This window comes from Peribacillus sp. P4_C12 (assembly GCF_056402095.1).
Genome location: NZ_JBFUIB010000604.1, coordinates 1 through 1,964 on the forward strand (window position 1 = coordinate 1; position 1,964 = coordinate 1,964).

General features: G+C 35.7%; 2 protein-coding genes. Both read right to left on the reverse strand.

All coding sequences use genetic code 11. The features are described 5' to 3' along the window. Nucleotides 1-39: 39 nt before the first annotated feature. A complete protein-coding gene (locus AC1DUW_RS27060) occupies nucleotides 40-1,665 on the reverse strand; it encodes an amidohydrolase (protein WP_477643953.1) in 1,626 nt (541 codons plus the stop codon). Between the two features lie 43 nt (nucleotides 1,666-1,708). Beyond that, on the reverse strand, nucleotides 1,709-1,964 hold a 256-nt coding region (locus AC1DUW_RS27065), incomplete at its 5' end, for an amidohydrolase family protein (RefSeq protein ID WP_477643954.1).

Sequence of the window (1,964 nt, forward strand, 5' to 3'; positions counted from 1 at the left end):
AATGAAACTCCTTTTATTAACAAATCCTTTTGCTTAGATCTAATTTTTCATTATTAAATCATTCTCCTTTTGATATACAATTTCTCCATCAATAATCGTTGTCTCCACTTTCAAATCCTTAATACGGTCTGGTTCAGCTTTTAAAATACTGTCATTTAATATTACTAAATCAGCTAATTTCCCTACCTCTAGGCTGCCTTTTATATCTTCTTCAAAACTYGCATAAGCGCCATTCCATGTGTAAAGTTTAATAGCTTCTAGTACACTAATGGATTGATTAGTGCCAATTTCGGCTCCAAATTGGCTTTTTCTATTAACTGCAGTATGAATTCCTAATAAAGGGTTATAATCAGTAACCGGTGCATCTGAACTACCCGCTGCAACAATATCTTTATCTATATAATCACGAGCAGCGTACATATAATTAACACGTTCGCCATAATTGTGAACATATATCTCGCCAAATTCATATGGAAATGGTGGGTTTGGAATAGGGATGACTTCAAGTTGTTTCATTCTTTCTTGTAAATCTGGGGTTGAAATCCCTGCATGCTCGATTCGATGACGGTGATTTTTCCTTGGAGCTTCTTTTAACGCTCTTTCTACGCAATTTAAATACATTTCAATGGCTTTATCACCTTGAGCGTGTACGGTAATTTGATAGCCTTTTTTATGTGCTTCACCTAGAACTTTGTATATTTCTTCCTCACTATAATAAAGAATCCCGGAATTGTTAGGATCGCTGGAGTAGGGTTCTCGAGTTGCAATCGTTGGACCAGAGCTACTTCCATCTAAAAATATTTTAGCCGGCCCGACTCTAAATTTCTCATCCCCTGTACCGGTTACTATCCCGGCATTCATCATTTTATTTACAAATTTATCGGATTCATTTATGGTACCAATTATTGCATATACCCGAACACGGATTTCTTTGTTTTTTATAGCTGTTTGTAACAAACGATAACAGTTAGAATCAAAAGTACCTGCTTCATGAATACTCGTGATACCCCCTGAAATGAAATGATCCGACGCGATTTTAACAGCTTTCATAAGTTCATCATCTGTATAGCTCGCTACATCATTCATCTTCATATTTGCAGCTTCAATTAATTTACCTGTAAGTTCCCCCTTCTCATTTTTTTCAATTACTCCACCTTGAGGATTCTGTGTCTTTTCGTCAAATCCAGCCTTCTCCAAAGCTGCTGTGTTTACGATACAGATATGTCCACATGTACGAGTAATGATGATTGGATGATCAGTTGAAATGGCATCTAGCTCAGCAATACTTGGATACCTCTTTTCCTTTACTGTGGTTTCATTAAACCCCCAAGCTCTTATCCATTCACCTTTTGGGGTTTCCAACGATTTTTTCTTAAGCTCATTCAGCAAAGCTGCTATAGAGTCGATGTGATTTTCTTTACAACTGATATTCAACTGAAAAACCCCATATAAAACCAGGTGTGTGTGTGAATCAATAAATCCAGGAAGAAGGGATTTACCTGCTAAGTCAATAACTTCAGTCTTCTCCCCAATGAATTCCTTCATTTCTAAATTTGAACCGACCCCAATTATTCGATTATCCTTTATTGCTACAGATTCTACTATTGAGTTTTGTCTGTCTGATGTAATAACTTCACCATTGATCAATACTAGATTTGCATTCATAAATACACCATCCTTATTAAATTTTTATGCAAACTATGATATATTAAATTTCCACTGATTGTTCCCCTTGATAGATAATTTCACCATCAATAATAGTTGTTTCTACTTTTAAATCTTTAATTTGGTTTGGGTTGACACTTAAAATACTGTCATTTAATATAACTAAATCCGCCAACTTTCCGACCTCTATGCTTCCTTTTATCTCTTCTTCAAAACTCGCATAAGCGCCATTCCAGGTGTATAGTTTAATAGCTTCCATTACGCTTATAGATTGATTAGCACCAAACTCCATTCCAGAC